Origin of the sequence: Maridesulfovibrio sp. (assembly GCF_963666665.1) — a bacterium.
Lineage (GTDB): Bacteria > Desulfobacterota > Desulfovibrionia > Desulfovibrionales > Desulfovibrionaceae > Maridesulfovibrio.
Window position 1 is genome coordinate 875,867 of sequence record NZ_OY762999.1, and the last position, 19,225, is coordinate 895,091.

At 49.1% G+C, this 19,225-nt stretch carries 23 protein-coding genes; 15 read left to right on the forward strand and 8 right to left on the reverse strand.

The window, feature by feature from the left end:
• Positions 1 to 288: 288 nt before the first annotated feature.
• The 13 genes from ACKU40_RS03930 (at position 289) to ACKU40_RS03990 (ending at position 8,807) form a co-directional block, all read left to right on the forward strand.
• On the forward strand, positions 289 to 1,773 hold the full coding sequence (locus ACKU40_RS03930) for a hypothetical protein (RefSeq protein ID WP_320175224.1): 1,485 nt from the start codon (positions 289 to 291) through the stop codon (positions 1,771 to 1,773).
• 195 nt (positions 1,774 to 1,968) lie between these two features.
• A complete protein-coding gene (locus ACKU40_RS03935; RefSeq protein ID WP_320175225.1) occupies positions 1,969 to 2,172 on the forward strand; it encodes a hypothetical protein in 204 nt (67 codons plus the stop codon).
• The gene (locus tag ACKU40_RS03940) at positions 2,172 to 2,561 is read left to right on the forward strand and encodes a holin family protein (protein ID WP_320175226.1); all 390 of its coding nucleotides are present in this window, start codon (positions 2,172 to 2,174) and stop codon (positions 2,559 to 2,561) included. The genes ACKU40_RS03935 and ACKU40_RS03940 overlap by 1 nt, the downstream gene beginning before the upstream one ends.
• Positions 2,554 to 2,763, forward strand: coding sequence for a hypothetical protein (locus ACKU40_RS03945; protein WP_320175227.1), 210 nt, complete (start codon positions 2,554 to 2,556; stop codon positions 2,761 to 2,763). The genes ACKU40_RS03940 and ACKU40_RS03945 overlap by 8 nt, the downstream gene beginning before the upstream one ends.
• Complete coding sequence (locus ACKU40_RS03950) at positions 2,760 to 3,005, forward strand: hypothetical protein (protein WP_320175228.1); 246 nt, start codon at positions 2,760 to 2,762, stop codon at positions 3,003 to 3,005. The genes ACKU40_RS03945 and ACKU40_RS03950 overlap by 4 nt, the downstream gene beginning before the upstream one ends.
• An 18-nt stretch (positions 3,006 to 3,023) precedes the next feature.
• Positions 3,024 to 3,305: a hypothetical protein gene (locus tag ACKU40_RS03955; protein WP_320175229.1), complete on the forward strand. Its 282-nt coding sequence runs from the start codon at positions 3,024 to 3,026 to the stop codon at positions 3,303 to 3,305.
• Positions 3,274 to 4,815, forward strand: a complete 1,542-nt coding sequence (locus tag ACKU40_RS03960) for a hypothetical protein (protein ID WP_320175230.1) — start codon at positions 3,274 to 3,276, stop codon at positions 4,813 to 4,815. The genes ACKU40_RS03955 and ACKU40_RS03960 overlap by 32 nt, the downstream gene beginning before the upstream one ends.
• Entirely contained in the window at positions 4,815 to 5,405 is a 591-nt protein-coding gene (locus ACKU40_RS03965; protein WP_320175231.1) for a GNAT family N-acetyltransferase, read from the forward strand. Before ACKU40_RS03960 ends, ACKU40_RS03965 begins: the two co-directional genes overlap by 1 nt.
• Positions 5,406 to 5,407: 2 nt before the next feature.
• Positions 5,408 to 5,668: a hypothetical protein gene (locus tag ACKU40_RS03970; protein ID WP_015852222.1), complete on the forward strand. Its 261-nt coding sequence runs from the start codon at positions 5,408 to 5,410 to the stop codon at positions 5,666 to 5,668.
• A gap of 9 nt (positions 5,669 to 5,677) precedes the next feature.
• Positions 5,678 to 6,157, forward strand: coding sequence for an aminobutyrate aminotransferase (locus tag ACKU40_RS03975; protein ID WP_320175232.1), 480 nt, complete (start codon positions 5,678 to 5,680; stop codon positions 6,155 to 6,157).
• A complete protein-coding gene (locus ACKU40_RS03980) occupies positions 6,154 to 6,270 on the forward strand; it encodes a Com family DNA-binding transcriptional regulator (RefSeq protein WP_320175233.1) in 117 nt (38 codons plus the stop codon). Before ACKU40_RS03975 ends, ACKU40_RS03980 begins: the two co-directional genes overlap by 4 nt.
• Positions 6,271 to 6,273: 3 nt before the next feature.
• Positions 6,274 to 7,941: a portal protein gene (locus ACKU40_RS03985; RefSeq protein WP_320175234.1), complete on the forward strand. Its 1,668-nt coding sequence runs from the start codon at positions 6,274 to 6,276 to the stop codon at positions 7,939 to 7,941.
• Positions 7,942 to 8,120: 179 nt separating this feature from the next.
• Positions 8,121 to 8,807 carry a hypothetical protein gene (locus tag ACKU40_RS03990; protein ID WP_320175235.1) on the forward strand — a complete coding sequence of 229 codons (687 nt, stop codon included), beginning with the start codon at positions 8,121 to 8,123 and terminating at the stop codon, positions 8,805 to 8,807.
• Here ACKU40_RS03990 and ACKU40_RS03995 read toward each other — a convergent pair.
• The 7 genes from ACKU40_RS03995 to ACKU40_RS04025 form a co-directional block, all read right to left on the reverse strand.
• Positions 8,804 to 9,298, reverse strand: a complete 495-nt coding sequence (locus tag ACKU40_RS03995) for a hypothetical protein (protein WP_320175236.1) — start codon at positions 9,296 to 9,298, stop codon at positions 8,804 to 8,806. The two genes, ACKU40_RS03990 and ACKU40_RS03995, sit on opposite strands and share 4 nt — an antisense overlap.
• The gene (locus ACKU40_RS04000) at positions 9,299 to 10,078 is read right to left on the reverse strand and encodes a DUF4198 domain-containing protein (RefSeq protein WP_320175237.1); all 780 of its coding nucleotides are present in this window, start codon (positions 10,076 to 10,078) and stop codon (positions 9,299 to 9,301) included.
• 167 nt (positions 10,079 to 10,245) lie between these two features.
• A complete protein-coding gene (locus tag ACKU40_RS04005; RefSeq protein WP_320175238.1) occupies positions 10,246 to 11,385 on the reverse strand; it encodes an ABC transporter permease in 1,140 nt (379 codons plus the stop codon).
• Positions 11,382 to 12,296, reverse strand: a complete 915-nt coding sequence (locus ACKU40_RS04010) for an ABC transporter ATP-binding protein (protein ID WP_320175239.1) — start codon at positions 12,294 to 12,296, stop codon at positions 11,382 to 11,384. Before ACKU40_RS04010 ends, ACKU40_RS04005 begins: the two co-directional genes overlap by 4 nt.
• On the reverse strand, positions 12,289 to 13,323 hold the full coding sequence (locus tag ACKU40_RS04015; RefSeq protein ID WP_320175240.1) for an HlyD family efflux transporter periplasmic adaptor subunit: 1,035 nt from the start codon (positions 13,321 to 13,323) through the stop codon (positions 12,289 to 12,291). Before ACKU40_RS04015 ends, ACKU40_RS04010 begins: the two co-directional genes overlap by 8 nt.
• Before the next feature lie 2 nt (positions 13,324 to 13,325).
• Positions 13,326 to 13,928 carry a TetR/AcrR family transcriptional regulator gene (locus tag ACKU40_RS04020; protein WP_320175241.1) on the reverse strand — a complete coding sequence of 201 codons (603 nt, stop codon included), beginning with the start codon at positions 13,926 to 13,928 and terminating at the stop codon, positions 13,326 to 13,328.
• Positions 13,929 to 14,066: 138 nt separating this feature from the next.
• Positions 14,067 to 15,773: a Na+/H+ antiporter NhaC family protein gene (locus tag ACKU40_RS04025; RefSeq protein WP_320175242.1), complete on the reverse strand. Its 1,707-nt coding sequence runs from the start codon at positions 15,771 to 15,773 to the stop codon at positions 14,067 to 14,069.
• Positions 15,774 to 16,098: 325 nt separating this feature from the next.
• Between ACKU40_RS04025 and thiC the strand changes: the two genes are divergently transcribed.
• Both thiC and ACKU40_RS04035 read left to right on the forward strand, forming a co-directional pair.
• Positions 16,099 to 17,367 carry a phosphomethylpyrimidine synthase ThiC gene (gene thiC / locus ACKU40_RS04030; RefSeq protein WP_320175243.1) on the forward strand — a complete coding sequence of 423 codons (1,269 nt, stop codon included), beginning with the start codon at positions 16,099 to 16,101 and terminating at the stop codon, positions 17,365 to 17,367.
• Positions 17,368 to 17,595: 228 nt separating this feature from the next.
• Positions 17,596 to 18,252 carry a hemolysin III family protein gene (locus tag ACKU40_RS04035; protein ID WP_320175244.1) on the forward strand — a complete coding sequence of 219 codons (657 nt, stop codon included), beginning with the start codon at positions 17,596 to 17,598 and terminating at the stop codon, positions 18,250 to 18,252.
• Here the strand turns inward: ACKU40_RS04035 and thiL are convergent, their stop codons facing one another.
• On the reverse strand, positions 18,253 to 19,224 hold the full coding sequence (gene thiL / locus ACKU40_RS04040; RefSeq protein ID WP_320175245.1) for a thiamine-phosphate kinase: 972 nt from the start codon (positions 19,222 to 19,224) through the stop codon (positions 18,253 to 18,255).
• Position 19,225 lies beyond the last annotated feature (1 nt).

Here is a 19,225-nt window from a genome sequence, read left to right on the forward strand (position 1 = left end):
GGCCGGGGAGGATTTTTTTGGTGTAGTTATAATGAGTTGAGGGGAATGGTAGATATAGTATTGCAGCAACAAGTTGCGATTTAGATAAGACTGTCATTGTATGTTTGTAATTACTGTTATTTTAGAATTAGATATTGCGTTGTTCTTTTTTGTCTACTGTTGAAGATATATGAAACTGGCTTGATAAAAAACAAAACTTTATTTAATACGCTAAGAAGTTAAGTTTATTAATGATGTAACACAACTTTAATATATTATAGAAAATAATCCGTAGAAAGGGGCTTTTGTATGCGTCGATTAATTATTATTTTTACTGTTTTTTTATTTAGTGTGTACCCAGCCTCTTCGGTTTTTGCGGAAGATCTGTTTGTTATGAGCCGCGATAACGACAAAATTATAATGATCGATAGTCAAGAGAATAACGCGGTCACTCCTACAAGAGAGATATCTGGTAATGTATCTACTGCCATATCTCAAGGATATGGGCTCTTTTTACGTAACGATGAACTTTTTTTCTCCGATGAAGGCGATCATACCATTAAAGTTTATGATGCTAATGCGAACGGAGACGTAGCTCCTAAGCGGACAATTACCGGTGTGTCAGGGGCACTTAGAGGTTTGTTTGTTACTGACAGTGAAATTTTTGTTGCCAGCCAAAGTAACATGGTAAGAGTCTTTAATATTAACGATAACGGAGCTGTTGGCCCAAAGAGGACCATTCAGGGCGGAAGCACAAATTTGTCTGACGTTCAAATGTGTTTTGTTGAGAATGGAGAACTCTATATCGTAGACTATTCTAAGAAGGCAGTAATTGTTTTTGATTCATCTGCTAATGGAAATGTCGCGCCTAAGCGCACTATAACTTCTTCCGATTTGGGTTATTCCAGAGGATTGTGGGTTGATAATGGTGTTGTTTATGTCGGTGACGCGCAGAATGATCATATATTGACGTTTCCGGCATCTGCCAATGGTTTAACTAGTCCTACAACTAAAATTAATACGACTGGAATTAACGATCCGCACTCAGTTATAGCTAAAGATGGATTTATTTATGTATTAAACTATCTGGGTGACAAAGCGATAAGGGTGTTCAAGACATCCGATGATGGAAATGTTACCCCTCAAAGAACGATTACATGCACTTCTTTCAGTGGGCCGACTGCACTCGCCATGAGTGTAGGAGGATACGTAAAATTATCTGAAAACCAGCCTAGCGGCGTGACCGTAACCCTGACTTCCAGTACTGAAAACGCTACTACAGCATCAGAGTTTCAAGCAGCCTTCGACGTCCCTTCTGGTTTTGATCTTAGAGCACCAATGGGTAAATTTACTGCTACCGTGGACAGCAATGGGGCTAACGGGGTTTTTCGGTTTAATTCTACAAGTCTTAATGGAACTGCTGGAAGCCTGAAGCTGCTTAAGTGTTTCGAAGAAAATGGAACCAGTATGTACTTTGGCAGCTATTCACCTGCTGTTGATCCTGAAACTGAAGGAGCATGGTGGATTGAGGATTCCAGCAACAACTATATTGCTTCCGACGATACCTTGACTCTTGGTGCCAATTACTGGGTTAACTATGTAGTTAAAGATAACGGTAAATATGATTCCGATAGAACTTTGGGAGCTATCAAAGATCCTGTAGCAATTGGGGCTCGGGCAGAAGCAAATGGCTGCGTGATGAATCCGGCTGGAAGCATTGGGCTTGAGTGGGTTTTGCTAGGACTTAGTGTGCTGTTGAGTGGGGTAAGAGCTTTTTGTTTTCGTGGAAAGTAGATTGTTCGTCAAAGAGTAGAAGTCGATAATATCAAGGGCTGATCAATATTGGTCAGCCTTTTGTTTTTCTCCTCCCCGGTTTGGCCGGGGAGGATTTTTTTTGCCCGATTATTAGAAATGTCCTGTGGGCGGACCTGAGTCTTCTGATTCAGGTCCGCCCAGTTAATTATCTTACAGGTAAAGGAGGACGAAATAATGAAAGAAATCAAGGCAGAAACACTCGCTGCTCTTTATCCGCTGGAGACGCGGCGAACCATCAAAAATTATGCAGCCTTTATTCAGGAGCATCCTGACTGGCTGGAAAGTGGGAATTCCCTTCTCGATTACAAGCGACACAAGGTTAGTCCTATTTATTCCGGTTCAGTGAGAGTTGGCAAAAGTAGAGTCGAGGTGTCGTGATGATCGGTTCAATTCTTGATCTCGGATCAACCATCATCGACAAAATTTGGCCCGATGCCGGGGAACGAGAAAAAGCCAAGCTCAGGCTTATGGAAATGCAGAACAGGGGTGAGCTGGCAGACCTTGAATCAAGGGTCAAGATCATGCTGGCTGAAATGTCCGGCAACTGGTTGCAGCGTTCATGGCGTCCGATCCTGATGCTGACCATCGTTGCCATCGTAGCCAACAATTACCTTCTTTATCCTTACCTTGCTTTGTTTTGGGTCAAGGCTCCTCATTTGGAATTGCCGGCACAGCTCTGGTCTCTCATGGAGTTGGGACTTGGTGGGTATGTGGTCGGGCGTAGCGCCGAGAAAGTTGCAAAAACATGGAGGGAGAAAAATGGTTGAGGAAAGGAGTGAATTACAGGACCTGCTTATCCGCATAGATGAACGAGTCAAGTCTATTCAGGAGGACATTGCGGAGATTAACGGGGCACGGCGTTGCCATACCCACGCTGAAAAGTTCCGCAATCTTGAAAGGGCTGTTTGGGGTACTGCTGCGGTTGTTGCAGGTGTCGCAGGTCGTGTGGCTTACGAGGCTTTCAAATGATCGGGACAGCAATATTGGCTGAAGCTTCAGCATGGATCGGCGGGATGTTTGAAGGTGAACGGTGCGAGCGTTGCGGCCGCACAGATGTGCTGGAGCCTTTCAGGGTTGAGGTTAATTTTGGTGGACGCAAGATAGTCCGAGAGTCACGGCTCTGCCGCAAATGCATGAAACGGGCGGAGGCGGAAATTTCCTGTCTGCCGGAGGCGAAATCACGTGATAATAGCGCGAAGCGCATCAACTAAATGTTTTTGGAGAAAACAGTGACGAGAAATGAGGTCATAAAAAAACAGAAAGAGGAATTGGACCGGTTCCGGGAGGTATTCGCACTGGCGGTAGAGGGCGATGATTCTGACATGGTCAAGGACCTGAAAGCCAAGCTCGACATCATGCATAAGCGGCACGATATGGAGCGCAAAGCGTGGGGTATCGGAGATGTAAAGAAAGAGGGCGCGGCAGCGAGAAGTGTAAAGAAAAGCGGCAGCATCAGCCCGGAACTGAGGGAGAAGCTTGATGAAGTTTACGGATCTGGACAGCGTCAATAAGTGGTACGCCGCGATCCTGCGTGAAGCCGAAGCAAAGAAACAACCGTTGCTGGTTATGGCTGAGCTTGGACGTAATGATCTTTTTTTTCTGCTGACCAGATTGCTGGGGCGCGGAGACGCCAATAATGAATGGGTCTTTGAACGTTGCCGGGAAGTGCAGGCCAACCCGGACGGGCATCTCGATCTCTGGTCCCGTGAGCACTACAAGTCGACCATTATTACTTTTGCCCTGACTGTGCAGGATATCTTGCGTGACCCGGAAGTTACGGTGGGGATTTTCAGTCATACACGGCCTGTCGCCAAGGGATTTCTGCGTCAGATCAAGCAGGAATTCGAGCGTAACGAATTGCTCAAACAGTGCTATCCCGATGTGCTTTGGGCTGATCCTAAAAAGGATTCTCCCAAATGGTCGGAAGAGGACGGGATTATCGTTAAGCGTAAATCCAATCCCAAGGAAGCAACAGTAGAAGCATGGGGACTTGTGGATGGTCAGCCTACTGGCAAGCATTTTTCCCGGCTGATCTATGATGATGTGGTCACTCGCGAGTCGGTCTCCTCACCGGATATGATCTTCAAGACCACCGAGGCTTGGGCTCTGTCTATTAACCTCGGTACCCGTGAAGGTATCAAACGCTATATCGGAACCCGCTATCATTTTAATGATACCTACCGGGAGATGATGAAGCGTGAAGCTGCGGTCCCGCGGGTCTATCCGGCAACCGCGGACGGAACCATGGAAGGTCGGCCTGTGCTGCTGACGAAGGAGCAATTGCAGACCAAACGGCGGGAAATGGGGCCGTATGTGTTCGGTTGCCAGATGATGCAGGACCCGCGTGCTGATGATGTGCAGGGATTCCGCGAAGAATGGATCGTCCGCTGGGACCCTCGTGACAGCAAGGGCAAAACTCGCTGGCAGCAATTTAACCGTTATCTTCTGGTCGACCCGGCAAGCGAGAAAAAATCCGGCAGCGACTACACGGTAATGCTGGTCATCGGACTGGGCCCGGACCGTAATTACTATCTCATTGATGGCATACGCGATCGCCTGAATCTTACCGAACGAGCACGGGCCTTGTTTCGTTTGCACCGGACATATTCGCCGCTTGCGGTGGGCTACGAAAAATACGGGCAGCAGGCTGATGTGGAACATATGCGTCACGTAATGAATGAGCAGAATTACCGCTTTGCCATTGAGCCGCTGGGCGGGAATGTTCCCAAGGCTGACCGTATACGGAAGCTGGTCCCCCTCTTCGAGCAGGCTCGGTTCTATCTTCCATGGCAGGCACGGTTCATGGATCACCAGGGACGGGAAAGAGATCTTGTGCGTGAGTTTATCGATGATGAATATCTCGCTTTTCCTGTGGCCGCGCACGATGACATGCTCGATTGCATGGCCCGTATTCAGGACCCCGCATTAGGGGCTGTTTTTCCTAAGGAAGTCCATGTGCTTGAACAGCAGGAGGATATGCAGGCCTTGATGGAATACGACATTTTCACAGGAGCGGGCTGATGTATGCATTTGAAGTGGATGGAGATTTTACATTTTATAAATTCAGGGATTTTGACGGCACGAAATCACTTGCCGACGGGCATCTGCGTTGGTTCTGGGAAACCATGCGCCAGGCAGGTCAACTTCCGGTAATTTTTTATGATGGAACCGTGGAAGGTTTTATCGATTTCCAGAATCTTGTCTTTCGTGAAGATCAGCATTTCTTTTTCGGATTTAAGGATCAGCAACCCGCCGGATTGTTCTGGCTGAACGGTTTCACCTCAAAGTCATGTTTTGTGCATCTCGCGATCATGCCCGGATTTCACGGTAAGGGGACTCTGCTGATGGGACGGGGGGTGCTGCGACATCTGTTGTCAGTCACTGACGTTGCGGGTGGATATATTTTCGACTGCATAAAGGGGTTGATACCCGTGACCAATCCGCTGGCCTGCCGTATGGCAGAGCGGTCCGGATTTAAGAAGGCGGGAATTCTGCCGCAGGCCGCTTATCTGGCGGCTGAAGATAAAAGCGTTGATGCCGCAATTTTTTGTGCGGTTAGGAATAAAGAGGGCGAAATGCCCGAAACAGAAAATTTTAAACAAGGAGAATGATTATGGGAGGCGGAGGAGGAAAAGGACCAACTTCACCAGTTTCACCGCCACCGGCACCCCCGGTGGCACCGGCACCTGAACCACCAAAGATGGAAGCTATCACCAAGAGTGAGGAGGAGCTGAAAGCCAAAAGAATGCGTGAAATGGAACGCATGAAAAAAGGACGTAGCGCCACCGTGCTGACCGGCGGACAGGGCGATACCGGACAGCTGGCAACAGCTACTCAGAATTTACAGGCTCAAAAGACCAAGCTCGGTCAGTAGGGGGAAGAAATGCCGAATTATTACAGACCCGATCTTCCTGCAGCAAATGAAGGCCAGTCCAATGTCTGGTTTGCCAACGGTTCCCCCGGATTTAACGGCTATTTCAAATGGCACCGCTACACTTACGGCACCAATCCGTCATCATCCACAGAAGGACTCAACGCCCCTGCGGACTGGCGTGCCCCGGAAGATTGGACCTTCTCGGAAAAGACCGGGCATTGGTATACACCCGGTGAAATGCAGAATGCCGGATACAGCAACATTGACGGTGAATGGTTGCATCCCAATGATATCCGGCAACGGGAAGTCGATCGTCAGAATGCGGAATTTGCAGTCAAGGTGGCACGGCGCAGAGAATCTGAAGGTCGTATGCGTAAGGTCCATGCCCTAGGACGTAAGAAGACAATTTTGACCGGACCGGATGGGGTGGTAGCCAAGGCTACAATCAGTAAGGAATTTTTGAAACGTTCCAAAGGAGTAATGAAATGAGTGAACATCGCTGCCCGGTTTGCCGCAGGCTTTTGATGAAAGGCAAAGTTGTTGAAGTGCAGGTTAAGTGCCCAAAGTGCAAGAAGCTTGTGAGGATTGTCGGAGATAGCTAATAAATGAGACACATTGAAAATAATCAATATTTACGGCGGTTGCATGATTTGCGTCAGGAGCGCAACAGCTGGGAATCGCATTGGCAGGAGATCAGTGATTACATTCTGCCACGTAAGGGCGTTTATGACGGGCACCGTCCGAATGATGGGCGGGTGCGGTCCGGTAAGATCATTGATTCCACTGCCACGCGATCCCTGCGTATTCTCGCAGCTGGCTTGCAGGGCGGGCTGACTTCCCCGGCCCGGCCGTGGTTCAGGCTCGGTATTTCAGATCGCGATCTTTCGCGGCATAAGTCGGTGCGGGAATGGATATCCAAGGTAGAGAGCGCAATGTATCGTGCTCTGGCCCGCAGTAACTTTTACTCCTGCATCCATTCACTATACACGGAACTTGCCGGATTCGGTACCGGGATTCTCTATTGTGAACCGGATGACGAGCGCGGAATTAGGTTCCGTACTCTTACCGCCGGGGAGTACTGCCTAGCCACAGATGCACAAGGACGCGTGGATACGGTTTACCGTGAATTCAAGATGACCGCCCGCCAGCTTGAAAAAAGGTTCGGCAAGCAAAATTTGCCTGCCACGGTACATAGCAGCCTGAACATGAATCGCGATCATTGGTTCGATGTTCTGCATGTGGTCCAGCCTCGTGATGAGTTCGATGTAGACCTCATGGATACTATGAATATGCCGTTTGAATCCGTGTTTCTGCTCAATGGTCACGGCGGGCATGTGCTTTCCGAGAGCGGTTTCATGGAGAACCCGTATATGGCTCCGCGCTGGGATACTTCCGCCATGGATGTGTATGGACGTTCTCCGGCCATGGATGTGCTGGCGGATGTGAAGATGCTTATGGAGATGAGCAAAAGCCAGATTCAGGCCGTGCATTTAACGCTCAGGCCGCCCATGAAAGTCCCTTCCATGTATTCAAGGCGGTTGAATTTATTGCCTGGCGGTCAGAACCCGGTGGAGCAGAATCAGCAGGATTCGGTTTCCCCTCTTTATCAGGTGCGGCCGGACCTTGCCGGGGTCAGTAATAAGATTCAGGATGTACGGACCGCAATTCGTGAAGGGTTCTACAATGATATATTCATGATGATGGCCGGAACCAACCGTAGAACCATTACCGCTGCTGAGGTAGCTGAGCGGCATGAGGAAAAGCTTATCCAGCTCGGTCCGGTTATTGAACGCCAGCACACGGAGCTTCTTGATCCGCTTATCGACAGGGTTTTCGGCATATTGATGCGTTCCGGGCAACTGCCGGAAGCTCCTTCTATTCTCGAAGGGGCTGATATTAAGATTGACTATATCTCGGTGCTGGCGCAGGCCCAGAAAATGGTAGGCACTCAGTCTATTCAGTCACTGGCTCAGTTTGTAGGCAATCTGGCAAAGGCTAATCCTGAAGTCTTGGATAAGGTGGATATGGACCGGGCCGTTGATGACTATGCGGAGTTGATCGGGGTTCCCAACGGTATTGTCCGTTCTGGTGATGAGGTGGAAAAGCTGAGGGGCATGCGTAATGATATGCTCATGAAGCAAGAACAATTGCAGCAGAGTTTGCAGGCGGCCTCCATGGGGGCAGGCATTGTGAAAGATCTTTCTCACTCCGGTTTGAATCCAGCCCAGATGCAGGGTATGGTCAATCAGGCCGGACAGATGATGCAATATTAATTTTAAAAGCGGAGTCATTATGGCTCCGCTTTTTTATTGCATTAGGACTGAGACGTTATAGTGAATTGGTTTTAGTGTCCTTCAGGTGTTGATGTACTTGACTTTTTTTGATTATTTGTGCTTTCTATGTTTGAGCGAGGGTGTCTGTTATTATATTTTGAGATAAAGGACTTTTTTACATGTTGGTTTTGACTGATTTAACGCGATTTAATGATAGCGATAATGTTTGCATGGCCTTGCTGGATGAGGATGATTGCACTTGTTACCGTCCGCTGCCTTATGAGAATCTGGATTTTGTCGAGTTCAGGAATATTCGTCCGGGAATAATTGTCTCCGCAGATGTCATCCCCCATGAGAACCCAGAGTCTCCTCATGTGGAAGATTGTACTTTTGAAAATGATGTCTGGCTTGATTGTGTTGATGAGCAGACTTTTAAGGATTTGCTGGAACGTAGCGCTGTAGATTCAATGGAAGAAGCTTTTGAAGGTATAATCACAGCCAAGAATCGATGTGTGCCGGTTGAAGCGCCTTGTTCCCAGTCGATCAGGACAATCAGGATTGATCCCAAATCCGTAACTGTTTCGGTTGTAAATTCTGACGAAGATATAAAATTGCGTCTCGGTTTTACTGACAAAGCCGGAGAAAAGTTTCGCCTTACCCCAATTGCGGATTTGTGTTTTCACCGTATGGCAATGGAATATGTGCAACAGGATAGACAGGATGAATTGGAAGCCCTGCTCGCCGGAGGGGAAGAAGTGTACATCCGTGTGGGACTCAGCAGGTTGTACAAAAGTAAAAGTGGCAAACAGGGCTTCTGGATGCAGGCTAACGGGGTCTATATTTTCCCCGGTTATTATCAGGGCTAGCCGTCAGTGTTTTTCATTTCCGTAGTTCTTCGTCTTGCCCGGAGGTAAGAGGCAACAAGACAAAGGTTAAAAATCAGGCTGATTCCAAGTAAGGCCTTGATCCCGATGGAGCCCTGCAATGGGGCTTCTTTTTCGTGGGCTGAAAGTTCGTTTTTGTCCGATCCTGAGACTTCCACATCAAAAATAAGTTTGTGTCCCATTCCGCCATCAACTTCCACGTTCCATATTCCGGGACGGTCAGGCAGGAAAGAGAAAACGCCATTCCTGTCAGTCCGTCCGTTCTGGAATTCCACTTCAGTATTATCCGGTGCATAGATGAGCACTTGCCCGTAGGCTATGGGGTCCCCGGAAGAAAAACCGGATTTGAATGTCACAGCCGGTGAGGTTTCGACCATTTCATAAGCTACCCCATGGGCCCACGCGATATTGCTGAGATATAGAATTCCGGCCGCAACAAGTGTTACGACCGGAAGAATTTTGAATAATTTCATTTATTTCACTTCAAAAACCAGCACTGCACGCATTACATAGCTGTCGTAATCGGCAGTGGGGTTGGCGTTTTTGTACTGCACACGGACCATCCATGTTCCGGGAGCGGAAATTTTTACTTTTGCAAGGCCGTTTCCGTAGGGCTCGGTAAAGTAGGCATAGGTGTTGGGAGTCATGCTGAATCCGTCATAAGTAGCGGTCATGCTTTCGACAGAAACAGGCTTGCCGTCCAGCAGGGTCTGGAATTCTATTTCATCACCTACTTTAGCCAGAGTAGGGTCGCTCATGGGCATGATTTCAAGCTTGTGCCCGACTGCTTTTTTGTAGCTGCCGTCAGCTTTGCCCACAGTTATCAGGGTTTTGCAGAATTTTTCATATTTTCCGCTTCCGATAACGCCTTTCAAGCCTTTCTTGGACTGCTGCTTCCAACCCTGAGTGGTCTGGGTCCAGATGATGCCGTTACGATGTCCGGCAATGATAGCGGTACCTTCTGCCTTAGGGGTGAGCTGACCGTCCAAAGTCATGAGCATTTCATTTTCAGAAAGTTTCAGGGGAGTGGTCTTGCCGCCCATAATGAGGTTGGCTTCTACCTCTTTGATAGGTTCCATTTCTTCACTGATCATGAAGACATGTGCAGATACAACGCTGAAGGGTACAACATGGTCCTTTTCAGCGGTAAACTGCACAGGTTTAATGATGAATTCATGTGCAAATGCGGTTGAGCAGCACAGAACCGCGAGCAGGCAGGACAGTACGAGAGTGGTTGATTTTATAAATTTCATTACAAGCTCCAGTTAAAAATTATAGATTGATTGTGTTTATGTGCTACGGATTTTGAAAAAATATGTCAATATTGAAATTAAATTTGAGTTAGTATTTGCGCGCGGCGTAAAAAAGCCCTCACGGGGGGAGGGCTGGATAGATAGAGTTGTTTAGCGAAGTGGCCGTATTAATCCAAAGTCTGCCGATACTTCTTCAACCCGACAATAATCACAATTATCCAGAAAACCACGATGGGCCAGAGGTGATACAGGGATTCCTCCCAGCCTGTTCCTTTGAGCAGGACTCCGCGCACTAAGCGCAGGTAGTGGGTCAGCGGGAGGATGGAACCTAGGTTTTGTGCCCAGTCCGGCATGCCCCGGAAGGGGAACATGAAGCCGGATAGCAGCAGCGAGGGCAGGAAGAAGAATATGGACATCTGCACGGCCTGCAACTGGTTGTGGGCTACGGTGGAGATGGTTACGCCTACGGTCAGGTTCGCAGCAATGAAAATGGCTGAATATGTGAACACAATTAGCGGGTTGCCGTTAATTGGTACGTGGAAAAGAAAAATGGATGCCGCCATGATTAGCATCATCTGGATGTAGCCGACCATGACGTAAGGGATAATCTTGCCCATCATTACTTCCAGCGGGCGGACCGGGGTGGTCAGCAGGTTTTCCATTGTTCCGCGTTCGGTTTCGCGGGTGATTGCCAGCGAGGTTATCATAACCAGTGTCAGGGTCAGGATAACCCCCATCAAACCGGGGACGATGTTGTACTGGCTGATTGCTTCTGGGTTGTAATCAGCGTGGATGCGCAGGTCTACTGCGCTGTTTTCGGGCAGTAGGTAACTGAGCGATCCTTTGAGCTCCCGTGCTAAGGCCCGGTTTATGATTTCTCGCATGGAATTTACTGCATTGCCTGTAGCCATCGGGTCGGTGGCATCCGCTTCCAGAAGCAGTACCGGGCGTTCTCCTCGTTCAATGTCCAAGCCGAACTGTTCGGGGATAGTCAGCACGAATTGGACTTCGCCAAGTTCCAGAAGACGGTTGGCTTCGGCCCGTGAGTTAATGAATTTATCTACATCGAAGTAGGTGCTGGCCTGCATTCCGGCCACGATTGATCTTGAATAGCGTGAATTGTCACCGGAAAGCACGGCAAGTGGAAGATGGCGCGGGTCGGAGTTGATGGCGAACCCGAAGAGGATGATCTGAATCAGAGGGATGCCGATCATCATGGCAAAAGTTAAACGGTCCCGGCGCATCTGGATGAATTCTTTTCCGGCCATAGCCATGAACCTTTTGAATGAGAATAAATGTAAACTCATGGATTCATCCCCCGCATGAGGTCGATGAAAACTTCCTCAAGGCTTGTCGCGCAGGGCTCAAATCTATTCTCCGCTCCGGCATGGGTGCGGATTCCCTTTTCAATTAAATTGTTGTCGCGTCCGCTGATGTGCAGGGTGTTGCCGAAAGCAACTACCTGATCAATACCTTCACATGCTCGCAACTTCGGGGTTAGGTCATTCAGGTTCGGACCGTTGAGCGTCCATGTGTGCAGGCCGGAATTGCTGACCAGCTCATCCAGAGTGCCTTTAGCCAGTAGATCGCCGTATGCGATATATGCAAGGCGATGGCAGCGTTCAGCCTCATCCATGTAATGAGTGGAAATGAGCGCGGTGATGCCTTGCGCTGCTAGGTTGTGTACCTCATCCCAGAAATCGCGGCGTGCGGAAGGGTCCACACCCGCGGTAGGTTCATCAAGGAGCAGCAGCTGCGGATTATGCAGGGTGCATCCGGTCAGAGCCAGACGTTGCTTCCAGCCCCCGGAAAGTGATCCGGCGAGCTGGTTGGTGAACCTGCCCATATTCATGCGTTCTATGGCATCATCAACAAGCTTGCGGCGGTTGGGTAATTGGTAGGCACGGGCAAGGAAATCAAGGTTTTCTTTTACGGTCAGGTCACCGTAAAGGCTGAATTTCTGGGCCATGTAGCCCACTTTGGGTTTAATGAATTCAGCTTCCTCAATGATGTCATAACCAAGGCAGGTGCCGGAGCCGGAGTCCGGTCGCAGCAAGCCGCAGAGCATGCGGATAAAGGTGGTCTTGCCGGACCCGTTAGGGCCGAGAAATCCGAATATCTCACCCTTGCGGACCTGCATATCCAGACCCTTAACCACAGTTTTGGGTCCGAAGGATTTGGTCACGCCGGATACGTCTATGACAGTTTGCTCAGTCATCACTGCTCCGGAAGTAATTCTTTATACGGCTAAAGAATCCGTTTTCAATTTCAAATCCGTACTCTGTCCTGCTGACATCTACAGGCTGTCCGGGCTTGAAGAGTAAGGCTTTGTCCGTTGCCGGAACAGCTTCAAGCATAAAGACCAGTTTGGCTCTGCTCTGGCTGGAATATATGACCGGGGGCGTGTATTCAGCCTGTGCAGAAATGTAGCTCAGAGTTACCGGTATCGGTTTTGCCAGCCCATCGAAATTTACCAGTAGTTTATCACCGAGTTTGAAACTGCCTACAATCTGTTCCGGTACGTAAAACCGGATTTTACGGTTTTCCGGTGGCAGGATGGAAATGATCGGTTTTCCGGCCGCAACCCATTCTCCCTGATAACGGATGGTATCAAATATTAATCCTGACCGAGGTGCGGATTGTGCTTTTTGATCATAGTTCCAGCGGGCCTGTTCAAGCTTGGCTTGTGCGGCTCTTACTGAAGATTCTGCAGCATTGATTTCATCGCTTCGGGAGCCGAGAGTTGCTGTTTTTAGTTCGGATTTGATTTCTTTTACCTGTTGTGTGGCCTGCTCATAATCCGTGCGTGCTTGGTCCCTTTCTTCTTCCGAGATAGTTCTGGTGCTGTAAAGATCAGCGCGTCGTTTGTATTCTGTGGCAGCAAGTCTCTCGGCGGCTACAGCTTTTTTCAGTCGGGCTTTGATGGAGGCAATTTCGGAAGGGCGACGGCCTTTGCGTTTGTCGGCAAGATCACTGATTGTCCTGTTAAGATTCCCCTCTGCTTCATCGACTCCTGACTTTTCAAACTCACGTTCAAGAGTGAAAAGAGGTTGTCCGGCTAGAACGGTCTGTCCTTTACGCACGCTGATTTCATCCAATTGCCCGCCTAAGGGGGAAGAAACGTATACGAATTCTCCTTCTACATAGCCTTGCCAGAGCTTTGATTCTGATTCATTACAGCCGTAAAGCAGAGTGGAAAGCAGTATCGCTACGATTATATGAGAAAATTTCAGACCGGATTTCATAGTTAGTTCTCCTTTTTCACAGCGACAGTTTCTTCAAACAACTGAAGGTTGCGTTTGACCTGTTCGCGAGGATCAAATTCTCCGTTGGAAATATGAAAGAGGAAGGAAGGAGGAACCACAGTTCCCAACAGCATGAAGACAATATCCGCAGGATCAACGTCTTTGCGGATTTGGCCCATTTCCTGCCCTTTGGCGGCTATTTCTCCTGCAGCCGCGCGGTATTCGGTCATCAAAGAGTATATTGCCTTACGTCGGATAGATTTCTGGTCCAAAGCAGCTTCAGAGAAGAGCAGGCGTGGAATGCCGGGGTGTTTATGCAGCAGGTCGGCATGACGCAGGGCCAGTTGCTTCAGCACGTCTAAAGGAGTCTCTCCCTCATCCATGGCGGTTTTAGCGTTATCTATGAGTTTTTTACGAATCAGTTCACGTACCCCATCAAAAATTGCGTCTTTGTTCTTGTAATGACGGTAAAGGGCGGCAGGCACGATGCCGCAAGCCTTGGCAACGTTACTCACTGTAATGGCGGAAACCCCTTTGGCTGCCAGCTTAAGGGCTTCTTCTGCTATCTGATCGCGCCTTGATAGGCGATCCATTCGTTTGCTCATTAATTACTCTCCAAATATGTGAATGTGAATTCACTTTAACTTTGAGGGGTGGGGTGTGTCAATGACGTTAAACAAAAAATCCCTCCCCCCGAATCAAATCGGAGGGAGGGATTTTAAATTACGTATATGCTGATTCGATTAGTTCGAAACAGGCTTGCCGAGGAAGCGTACTGTTGCAAGAACAGCTACAATGCCCAGCGGCAGTACCAGCAGTACGGGCATTCCGAGTCCTGCGGGGATGTAGCCGAAGAAGATGGAAATAAGTGCTACCGGGATGGCGTAGAACAGCTGTGTTCTGGTGTGGTCGATGTGGTCACATGCGGAACCCATGGAGGACAGGATTGTGGTGTCCGAGATGGGGGAGCAGTGGTCGCCGAAGATAGCTCCGGTGAGGACTGCACCGATGTTCAGGATTACGTAGCCCTGTTCGGGAACCAGCGCGTAGGCCAGCGGGATGCAGAGCGGCATGAGGATTCCCATGGTTCCGTAGGAAGTGCCTGTTGCAAAGGAGATGATGGAACCCATCACAAAGATGATGGAAGGCAGCAGGAAGGTCGGAATGGTGTCGGAAAGCACGTTTACGAGGTAAGCGGCGGTTCCGAGTTCCTTGATGATACCGGAGAGGGACCATGCCAGCAGCAGGATTACTGCAGTGATGTTCAGGGATTTAACTCCCTGTACCCAGGTGGATATAGCTTCGTCCACGGTCAGGATGCGCTTGCCGATGGCAATGGCCAGAGCCACAACACCGGCGATAAGTGCTGCCTGAAAGAGAACAACGGAAGCGTCGGAAGCACCGAAAGCTTCGCGGATAGCGGTAAAACTCATGGGAGCATCTGCAAAAATCTGCTTGAGTGCAGCATCGTCACCGCCCATAATTCCATTGTAACCGTTGAAGTAGAAGCCGAGGAAGGCTGCAACGATCAGGGTTCCGATGGGAATAATTGCGTACCAGATGCTGGGGTCAACATCTTCTGCAGGCTGCAGTTCAGTTGCTTCATCTGCGACCATGGGCTTGGCTTTGTCATCAAGGACTTTACCTGTGGTACGGGCGCGGTGTTCAGCTTTGTACATGGGGCCGAATTCACGCATGAACCAGATGGTAGCGAGGATGAAGACCAGAATGAGAATGTTGTAAAAACGGTAAGGAATGGTTTCCACGAAAACACCGTAAGCGTTCATGGTGTAGCCGATACCTTGCAGACCGTCGCGGATCAGGCCGACTTCGTAGGCAACCCAGGTGGAGATCAGCGCGATACCGGCAATGGGTGCTGCGGTGGCGTCGATTATGAAAGCAAGCTTCTCGCGGGAAACTTTCATTTTATCAGTCACTGGGCGCATGATGGGGCCGACGGTGAGGGAGTTTGCATAGTCGTCAAAAAAGATGAAAAGACCGAGCACCCAAGTAACAAACTGGGAACTGCGCGGGCTTTTTGCCTTTTTAGCCAGAGCGTCAGCAATTGCTTTTGCACCGCCCATTTTGGAAACCAGCGCAATGAGGCCGCCGATAGCGAGACACTGGAGTACTATACCTGCGTTCCATGAGTCGGCAAGAGAACCGAGTATTTCGTTGGACAGTCGCAGGAAGCCGCCTATGAAACCGTTATAAATATCAAAGCCTTTGGCTTCGAGCATGAAAGCACCGGAAAAAACACCGATGAAAAGTGAAAGAACAACGTTCTTGGTAATGAAAGCCAGAACAATGGCAACAAGCGGCGGAATGAGTGTAAACAGACCGTACACTTTGGCGTTAACCGGGCCGAGGCTGGAGTCAGCCGCGAATGCGGGCTGGCAGAGCAGCGTAAATAAAACTGTCAGTAATAACAGTCCTCTCCAATTGCGCATATTAAATTTCCCCCTTGAAATATTATGTGTCGCAAAAAATATGATCTGCTGATCTACTAGAATTTGCGCACAAATGCAAATTTGATTTTGTATCTGTTTAATTTTCCATGATAAAATTCCGAAATGACAGGCTTTAAACGTAGAGAATTAATGAAAGAGTAATGCTGCCGGAACTATCGACTTTACCGAAAGTTGTACCCTTATTTAATTTCGGGGTAAAAAGTTCCATTGTACCCGCTAACAAATTGGGGTAAGGACTTGCCTGTACAGACACCATTGAGAATACGAAAATGCACAATCCTAAATAACGTTATAAGGAAATCAGATGTTTTCAAAAAATAAAGCTCTCAAAAGCATATTTGATTCCAGCATTGATGAACTTTGCAAGAGCGAAGGGCTCTCCAAAGAGACCATTATTCAGGGCATTGAAGATGGGACTATGGTTCTGCTCGGGAACCCCAACCACAAGAATGTAACTCCCACCCTTATCGGGCAGCCCGCGAAGGTTAAAGTTAACGCTAATATCGGTACTTCTCCTTTTAAGAATGACCGTGAAAAGGAAATGAAGAAGCTTGATACCGCATGGAAGGCAGGCGCACACGCCGTTATGGACCTTTCCACCGCCGGTGATCTTGACGGAATCAGGACCGATATGCTCACCAGCTGCCCCCTGCCACTGGGTACCGTACCCATTTACGCTATGGCGCAGCAGTATGTTGCACGTGATGAAGATCCCGCAGGTTTCTCCATCGACGAACTTTTTGCAGAAGTGGAAAAAGAAGCTGAACAGGGTGTAGATTTCATGACCCTGCATTGCGGCCTGACCCGTCGTGGTGCAGAGTGGGCAACTGAAGAAGGTGAGCGTCTGCTGGGTATTGTTTCCCGCGGCGGTTCCATTCTTGCCCGCTGGATGCGTGATCATGATGCGGAAAACCCGCTGCTCACCAACTATGACCGTCTTCTCGAAATCTGCCTCAAGCACAACGTGACCCTGAGCCTCGGTGACGGTCTTCGTCCCGGTGCAGGTGAAGATGCCGGTGATGCTGCACAGTGGGAAGAAGTTCTCATGCTCGGCAAGCTCGCCAAGCGTGCTCACGAATATGGTGTACAGGCAATGATCGAGGGGCCCGGCCACGTGCCCATGCACCTCGTTGAATCCCAGATTCGTGGAATCAAGGCTGCTACCTACAACGCACCTCTTTACGTTCTCGGACCTCTGGTAACTGACTCCGCTCCCGGCTATGACCACATTGCTGGTGCAATCGGTGGTGCCATTGCTGTTATGAACGGCGTGGACTTCCTCTGTTACCTTACTCCCGCAGAACACCTGACCCTGCCTGAAATTGATGACGTCTGGAATGGTGTTAAAGCTTCCCTTGTTGCTGCTCAGTGCGGTGAAGTAGGGCTTGGCCGTAAGGATGCTGTTCAGCGTGATAAAGATATTTCTATCGCACGTAAGGAACTTGACTGGGACCGTATTGCTGAACTGGCAATTGACCCCGCTCTGGCATGTGCCCGTAGAAAAGACCATAAAGACGAAAAAGAATGTGCTATGTGCGGAAAATTCTGCGCAGTACGCATGCTTTCCGAATAGTCCTGATCATATCATAAGAGCCGCTCTGTACGTTCTATAGATGATAATGGCCCGTAACACCGCTGGTGTTACGGGCTTTTTTTGTGTACTGTTACATATTAAATTTAAACGATCGTTTGAATGTGAACTTTTGCCCGCTTTTTGCAGAATATTCTTCAAGTTGATTTTCCGGAAAAAATGTTAGGGCCAAATTCAGTTATCCAATTCGCTATTCAAGGACGGGATATTATGCTGCAATACGTACGCGAACCCATGAGCGGGTTAACTCATTTCATAGGCTTTTGCCTCGCTATTGCCGGACTGGTTGCGTTGCTGGTTTCATCGGTAAACCCGACCAGCGTAATGCATGTGGTTACTTTTTCGGTCTTTGGCGGGGGGATGGTTTTGCTTTATCTTGCGAGCACCCTTTACCATTGGTTGCCCCTTTCCAAGCGGGGGATCATGTGGCTGCGCAAGCTCGACCATTCCATGATCTACATTTATATCGCCGCAACCTATACGCCTATATGCCTTGTCGGGCTCAAGGGTGCGTGGGGATGGTCCTTGTTTGCAGCAATATGGAGTATGGCATTGGCCGGGATTATTACCAAAATGATCTGGCTGAATGCTCCGCGATGGTTGTCCACCGGGTTTTATCTCGCCATGGGCTGGCTGGTGATTGTCGGAGCTTATCCCTTGATTCAGGCTTTGCAGGTAGGGGCTTTGCTTTGGCTGCTTGCTGGCGGGATTATGTATTCAATCGGGGCAGTTATATACGCAGTGAAACGGCCTGATCCATGGCCGGAATTTTTCGGTTTCCATGAAATCTTTCATGTATTCGTTATGGCCGGAAGCTTCTGCCATTTTTGGGTCATGTATGAATATATTACCGCGCTGGGGTGGTAATTATTTAGAAAAATGGTCGAATCCACCGGCAGTGTATTCTTTGCCATTGAGTAATATTTTGTTGTCCCCGGTGATTGTGCCTATCTGGTGCAGGCCGGGGATTGCTGTTTTTAGTTCTGCGAAGCCATCAGCTGATGCAGCCCCGAACAGTGCATAATCCTCTCCGCCGAGGAAAGCATGTTCGGCAGCGGCAATTGATTTTGATTCAGCGTAGCGGATGATTTCTTCGTGCAAGTGCGATTCATCAAGTAAAATTCTAGCGCCAAAATTCCCGTCACAGCAGCCTAGAAAGCGAGGCAGGTCACGGGCCAGACCATCCGAGAGGTCCATCAGTCCCTTTACATGCTCCGACTCAGCCAGTTTGATTCCGGCTGCTACACGCATGGGCGGGCGCAGGTGAGCCTGTACGGATTCAGGATAAAGTTTCGCAGATTCAAGCCCTGATTCTTCAAGTGCCAGCAGTCCTGTGCGGGCCATACCTGCCGGGCCATGCAGGAATAAAACGTCTCCCTGCTCAGCATTACCACGGGAAAGAAAACGGCCTCCCGCAGCTTCGCCCCATACTGTTACCGAAATTCCAAGATATTGCCCGCCGGAAAGGTCGCCTCCCGCCAGAATCAATCCATGCTGCTGCGCAAGGGCGGCCATTGATTGAAAGAACGGCTCCCAGAATTCACTTTCCAGACTGGCCGGGATAATCAGGCCCAGCGCAAATCCGCATGGTTGTCCGCCCATGGCTGCAATGTCACTGATATTAACCGCAAGTGATTTGTAGCCGATGTCTGCCGGAGAGAAGTATGATCTCCTGAAATGTACATCTTCCAGAAACAAATCCTTGCTGATGCAAAGGTCTTTTTCAGTACGCAGGATAGAGCAATCGTCCCCGCGTCCAAGGGCGACATGTCCATTTTCAGACGGGAAGTATTTGTCGATCAGGGTCAGGAAATCCTGTTCTGAATTTAATTTTGTCATT